The organism is Psychrobacter immobilis (assembly GCF_904846175.1).
Lineage (GTDB): Bacteria > Pseudomonadota > Gammaproteobacteria > Pseudomonadales > Moraxellaceae > Psychrobacter > Psychrobacter immobilis_E.
Genome location: NZ_CAJGZM010000009.1, coordinates 76,016 through 82,015, shown reverse-complemented (window position 1 = coordinate 82,015; position 6,000 = coordinate 76,016). Strand labels below are relative to the sequence as shown.

Sequence of the window (6,000 nt, the reverse complement as noted above, 5' to 3'; positions counted from 1 at the left end):
CTTTGCTGACGACAATAGCATGATGGCACCACCTGATCCCTTCCCGAACTCAGAAGTGAAACATCATCGCGCCAATGGTAGTGTGGCTCCGGCCATGTGAGAGTAGGTCATCGTCAGCTCTCTATTCCTGAAAACCCCCTCTGCGAAAGCAGAGGGGGTTTTCTTTTGACTCGGGTTTGGGTCTTAAGGACGGTTTTATATATCCCTAATACATAACTTAACATCGATCCCTTGTTGAGAGCACTTATTAAAGCTATGATAATTATAGTCCATGTTGTCAATGCAGGATAGCTTTGAAAACATGAGCTTTTATAGATAAATTTGATATGATAAGAATTAATAATCACAAGGATGATAAAATTATGACTATTGCAAAAAATATTGAAGTAAGTAGTACCTCAGAAAAAAGTTTTGAAGACGCTATTCAAAAAGGCGTGGCGCGTATCGCCAAAACTATTAACAATGTTCAAGGTGCTTGGGTAAAAGAGCAGAAAGTAGGCATTACAGATGGTAAGATTGATAAGTATCATGTCATTATGATTGTGAGCTTTGTCATTAATGAAGATACTGATCTTAGTTAATTATTATTAATAATACTAAATTACTTACAAACCTAATTTCAAAAAATAAAAAGCCTGTGTATGCAGGCTTTTTTTATGTTCTCTAATCAGTAATAAGCTGGTGCTTTTCTCATAAAAATTTCTTAACATTATAGATTGCAGTAAATATAGTAAACTGGTTGCGGATATTTTGATATGACAGTTTTAATCAGATTCTTATAAATAGAGAAAGTTATGGCAGTAGATTTTACCAATACCTTAATCGTTGCAATATCAGCAACCGCTTTATTTGATTTATCAGAATCTGAAAATCATTTGATAGCGTTATTACAACAGCGACCTACCGAGGCGATTAAAGAATTCCGCAACTATATGGCCGAACGTGAGAATGATCTGCTCAGTATCGGCGCAGGCTATCCGCTTATTAAAGCATTATTAAATTTAAATAATTATTGTCATGACTGTGAAGGGCAGGATTCAGGTATTGATACGCCGTTAGTGGAAGTGGTGATTGTCTCAAAAAGTAGCCCTGATACGGGTATTCAAGTGCTCAATGCAATTCGTGAACATAGCTTAACCATTTCACGCTCGGCATTTATCTCTGGAAGTCCTGTAGCGCACTATATTAAAGATTTTAATGTGGATTTGTTTTTGACCACCAATCGTGATGATGCGCAACAAGTTGCAGATGCCAATATTTGTGCCTGTGCGATATTAGATGCTACCCCTATAAATACTTATGAGCTAGACACAAATCAGCTGCGTATCGCCTTTGATGGTGACGCGGTATTATTTGATGACTCAGGTGAGCTGCTCTATAAGCAAAAAGGTTTGCAGGCTTTTCATGAGCGTGAAGCCGAAATGCGTGACTTACCTATAGAAAAGGGACCTTATGCAGAGCTGTTGATTAAGCTGTCGAAGATGCAGGAGCGTTTGCCTGCAAGCTTGCATACTTCTCCTATGAAGATAGCCTTAGTCACTGCCCGTAATGCTCCTGCTGACCTGCGGGCTATCAAAACTTTAAGAGACTGGGGTGTTAATCTTGATATGGCGTTTTTTTTAGGCGGACTTGAAAAAACTTCGGTATTAAAAACCTTTGCACCACATATTTTCTTTGATGATTCGGTCAAACATATTGATGCAGCGCGTAATTTTATGCCGACGGCCCTAGTCCCTTATCATTCGACCTCATTGTTGCATGCCAAAAGTATATTAACGGCAGACAAAGACGCGTCATTATTATCATTTAAACCTGTAGAAAGCTCGATTTCTTCTGTGAGTCATTAATAGAGTTTTAATAAAATTAGAAGGCTTAAAAGGTAACACGTCAGATGAAATGGCAGCAATTATTCACCCTAGTCATGCAAAGAATTAAGCAAGTCATCGGCTTATATGCTTTTGTTCTTATACCGATGTGGGGTATGTTCTTTCTTAATGAAACGGTATTTTTTGGTCTGTGGAATATTTTTGGTATTGTTCCACGTGCCTTAGATACCGGTAGTATGATTGGGGTTTTTGCATCATGGACAATGCACGGCAATTTTTCCCACTTACTTGGCAATACGTTAACGCTATTACAAATTCTATTCTTATTTGGGCTATTTGAAAATAATGCTTATCGTACGGTGCTTAAATTAGCCGTGGCATCAGGATTGGTAACTTGGGTCATTGGTTCGCCGTTATCGATTCATATCGGCGCGTCGGGGCTTTGTTTTGCGATGCTTGGTTACATGATAGGCGGGGCAGTATTTGCAAGGCGATGGGGATATTTGCTTGCTTGCATTGTGATGGGCACAGGTTATTGGTTTACTATTAAACAAGGTCTAATGCCGCAGCAAGGCATCTCATTTGCGGCGCATTTTGGTGGGCTATGCGCCGGCTTACTGTTAGGAGCGAATTCAAAGCATGCTTATAGCAGTATGAATACGCGCTATTAACTTCTATGAGCACAACAGTGTTTTCAATATCAGATTTATTTTTAATATCAGATTTTCAATAAGATATCAGTCTTAACTTTTATTGATACAAATATTGATATACAGCGGGTCAGTCTTTTCTAAAGGTCGCCATTTGGTGGTTTGCTTCACATGCTCATCAATACTGAGCTTACTGTCTTTTTCTTGTAGTACATAGTCTGCACGAGCAGGGGCAGCACAATCGATAACTTGCGGTACTTGCTGCACACTTCTACGCCTTTCAAACAAATACAAATTAACCAAATAAATATTTGGCGCATCGGCGTTGGCGCGAGCGTGTCCGCTATCAGCGGCGATAAAGCGTAATGTCTGTGGTTTGACATATGACCAAGGACGAAACCACGTGCTTTCTTCAACCTTTTTAACAACATGAACGCCTTCAGGAAGTTGGGCGACCTGCTGGCCTAACCAGCTATACTCTTGGCTTATTTGAAAACCAAAAATACCGATGGCACCAAATAATGGAATAAGCCATCTTGGCGCTTTCTTACCAGCCATTTTACTCAAGTGAGTTATAACCAATGCTATCCCAGCCAAACCAAACCCAGCTGCTATGGTCGCGATAAACTCAAAAAGCATAATACTTTTCCTTAACGCCATCAGCGCATTTAATACCAATTATTAAAAACAAATTTACTTTTATGAGTATTTTAAGCGCATTTATTATGGCACTTATGGTAACTTTTCTCATCATTTTTGCTTTAAAGAGGGATGAATAAAATAATCAAGAGTTGGATAAAAAAATCACTCACAAGCAGCTACTGCCTGTGAGTGATCTATTATCGTAAAAGTTTGTCCATCATTTGCACTTTTAATGGCTTAGTGATCGATTGCCGCACCAGCACCACGTGGAGAACGAACACTTTCAACCAACTCTTGGATATGTGCTGGTGGAGGCGCAGTCGCATAAGAAACAGCGAATGCAACGATAAAGTTAAGCAATGCACCAACCGCACCAAATGATAATGGTGAGATACCAAACAACCAATACTCTTCAGTATCAGGGAAGTTTGCAGTACCCGTAATGAAGAACCAGCCTTTGAAGACAAAGATATAGACCAAAATACTAATAAGACCGGTTAGCATACCAGCAATGGCGCCAAGGTTATTAATACGTTTCGAGAAAATACCCATCATTAATACAGGGAACAGTGAAGCACCCGCAATACCAAAGGCTAGTGCAACTACCTGTGCGGCAAACCCTGGAGGGTTGATGCCGAGCCATGTCGCAACCACAATCGCGATAGCCATCGTGATACGGGCAACTTTTAGCTCCCCTGCATCACTAATATTAGGGTTAAGGTTACGCTTGATTAAGTCATGACTAATCGCTGATGAGATAGCAAGTAGTAGACCAGCTGCCGTTGATAGCGCTGCTGCCAAACCACCGGCGGCGATAAGACCGATAACCCAACCTGGTAGCTGTGCAATTTCTGGGTTAGCCAATACTAAGATATCAGCGTTGACGTCAAGCTCGTTACCTGCCCAGCCTCTATCAACAAAGACACCATCACGCTCTAAAGCATGTTCAGCTTTTGCTTTTTCAACCGCAGCTGTGGTAGCAGCGACATCACCGCCATCAGTGTTTGCGGCAGCCAATGCTAGCTCTGCTGCACCAAGTCCACTATCGGCATATAACTGGATACGACCATCGTTATTGAGATCGTTATACTTAATAAGACCCGTTTCTTCCCATGTTCTCATCCAGTCTGGACGTTGATCATATTCGATAGCAGGGGCGTCAACACCTTGTGGATAAATAGTATCGATTAGGTTTAAACGTGCCATCGCACCTACTGCCGGGGCAGTGAAGTATAGTAGCGAGATGAAAACTAACGTCCAACCAGCTGTCCAACGGGCGTCAGCCACCTTAGGAACCGTGAAAAAGCGAATGATAACGTGCGGTAGACCCGCTGTACCAATCATCAATGATAACGTAAATAGCACCATATTTAGCTTGTTCGGCACATCAGCGGTATAAGCGGTAAAGCCTAAGTCGACGACGATTTGATCAAGCTTGGTTAAGATAGGAATACCTGCTTCAACATGGTTTGAGAACAAACCAAGACCTGGAATCGGGTTGCCCGTCAACTCAAGTGAGATAAAGACTGCAGGAATCGTATACGCAATCATTAGAACCACATACTGCGCAACCTGCGTGTAAGTAATCCCTTTCATACCACCAAGTACGGCGTAGAAGAATACAACAACAGCCGCAATAATCAGACCAGTGGTGTTATCAACTTCTAAGAAGCGTGAGAATGCCACCCCAGCACCCGTCATCTGGCCGATAACGTAAGTGGTTGAAGCAATAATCAAACAAACCACCGCAATCATAGCCGCAGTTTTAGAATAAAAACGGTCGCCAATAAAATCAGGAACCGTGAACTTACCAAATTTACGTAGGTAAGGCGCTAGGAGCATGGCTAGTAGAACATAACCGCCGGTCCAACCCATCAAGTAGGTTGATGCCGCATAGCCGCCCGTTGCAATAATACCTGCCATCGAGATAAATGACGCCGCACTCATCCAGTCAGCAGCCGTTGCCATACCATTCATTACTGGATGCACACCGCCGCCAGCCACATAAAATTCACTGGTCGAACCTGCACGTGCCCACCATGCAATACCGAAGTATAGAGCGAAGGATAGGCCTACAAAAATAATATTAATCGTAAATTGACTCATAGGACTATTCCTCGTCTACACCATATTGTTTATCTAGTTTATTCATGCGCCATGCATAGAAAAAGATTAAAGCGATAAAGACGATAAGAGCCCCTTGTTGTGCAAACCAAAAGCTGATATCGGTACCGCCTATTCGAATACCTGACAATAATGGACGTAGCAAGATGCCAAAACCATAAGAGACTAACGCCCAAATGACGAGGCTGACTTTAATAAGACGGAGATTGGCGCGCCAATAACCTGATGAATCGTTGTGGTTCTCCATAGGACAACTCCTTTTGCCTAACATAAAAACAAGGTCACTGATTTGAGTCTGACAAGTCATTTTGCTTTAGTGTTTGTGCTACTACCAAAAGTAGTGTGACACTCAGTCCATCTTAAAACCATAAAAACGGTAGACGAACGGCTAAAGCAGAATGATCAATCAGATAAGTAACCCAAAATTATCAACATATGAGCAAATTCTTTCAATGCGAGCGATATATACACTGATTTTAAGTTGCTCGGTATGACACCATAAAATTTGCAGGATAAAATCAATATTAACCGGTTAAAAATTTATCTTTTCGTTATCTATTAACAGAGATATAGAGGTTTTTATCAAATTAAGCGGATATAAACAGTGAGATTTAAGTAGGAAGGTCGGTATTGGCTGACAATCCTCTGTCTCATCATTCATATCATCTTCCTGATAATATGGCTTCAATACTTCAAAACTTATTCATTCCAGTAAGTATTGCAAGCGGTTTTTATAAACTTATTAGGAATATATACAA

The 6,000-nt window shown here is 41.0% G+C and carries 6 protein-coding genes and 1 rRNA gene; 4 read left to right on the top strand and 3 right to left on the bottom strand.

Going from position 1 to position 6,000, the window contains the following annotated elements:
* Positions 1-4 precede the first annotated feature (4 nt).
* The 4 genes from rrf to JMW39_RS11210 all read left to right on the top strand — a co-directional run bounded on the left by rrf (position 5) and on the right by JMW39_RS11210 (position 2,497).
* Positions 5-119 (top strand): 5S ribosomal RNA (rrf, locus tag JMW39_RS11225).
* A gap of 243 nt (positions 120-362) precedes the next feature.
* Positions 363-581: a dodecin family protein gene (locus JMW39_RS11220; RefSeq protein WP_201546545.1), complete on the top strand. Its 219-nt coding sequence runs from the start codon at positions 363-365 to the stop codon at positions 579-581.
* 213 nt (positions 582-794) lie between these two features.
* The gene (locus JMW39_RS11215; RefSeq protein WP_201546544.1) at positions 795-1,847 is read left to right on the top strand and encodes a 5'-nucleotidase; all 1,053 of its coding nucleotides are present in this window, start codon (positions 795-797) and stop codon (positions 1,845-1,847) included.
* A 44-nt stretch (positions 1,848-1,891) separates the two neighbouring features.
* Positions 1,892-2,497 (top strand): rhomboid family intramembrane serine protease, encoded by a 606-nt coding sequence (locus JMW39_RS11210; RefSeq protein WP_201546543.1) that lies wholly within the window; start codon positions 1,892-1,894, stop codon positions 2,495-2,497.
* Positions 2,498-2,569: 72 nt separating this feature from the next.
* On the opposite strand, the gene JMW39_RS11205 is transcribed toward JMW39_RS11210, so the two are convergent.
* The 3 genes from JMW39_RS11205 to JMW39_RS11195 form a co-directional block, all read right to left on the bottom strand.
* Positions 2,570-3,115, bottom strand: coding sequence for a hypothetical protein (locus JMW39_RS11205; protein WP_201546542.1), 546 nt, complete (start codon positions 3,113-3,115; stop codon positions 2,570-2,572).
* 240 nt (positions 3,116-3,355) lie between these two features.
* On the bottom strand, positions 3,356-5,224 hold the full coding sequence (locus tag JMW39_RS11200) for a sodium:solute symporter family protein (RefSeq protein WP_201546541.1): 1,869 nt from the start codon (positions 5,222-5,224) through the stop codon (positions 3,356-3,358).
* 4 nt (positions 5,225-5,228) lie between these two features.
* The gene (locus JMW39_RS11195; RefSeq protein ID WP_011514563.1) at positions 5,229-5,489 is read right to left on the bottom strand and encodes a DUF4212 domain-containing protein; all 261 of its coding nucleotides are present in this window, start codon (positions 5,487-5,489) and stop codon (positions 5,229-5,231) included.
* Between the last annotated feature and the right edge of the window lie 511 nt (positions 5,490-6,000).

Bases quoted from the DNA above. Each gene is read 5' to 3' on its own strand.
- JMW39_RS11220 (WP_201546545.1), top strand. From the start codon at position 363: ATGACTATTGCAAAAAATATTGAAGTAAGTAGTACCTCAGAAAAAAGT.
- JMW39_RS11215 (WP_201546544.1), top strand. From the start codon at position 795: ATGGCAGTAGATTTTACCAATACCTTAATCGTTGCAATATCAGCAACC.
- JMW39_RS11210 (WP_201546543.1), top strand. From the start codon at position 1,892: ATGAAATGGCAGCAATTATTCACCCTAGTCATGCAAAGAATTAAGCAA.
- JMW39_RS11205 (WP_201546542.1), bottom strand. From the start codon at position 3,115: ATGCTTTTTGAGTTTATCGCGACCATAGCAGCTGGGTTTGGTTTGGCT.
- JMW39_RS11200 (WP_201546541.1), bottom strand. From the start codon at position 5,224: ATGAGTCAATTTACGATTAATATTATTTTTGTAGGCCTATCCTTCGCT.
- JMW39_RS11195 (WP_011514563.1), bottom strand. From the start codon at position 5,489: ATGGAGAACCACAACGATTCATCAGGTTATTGGCGCGCCAATCTCCGT.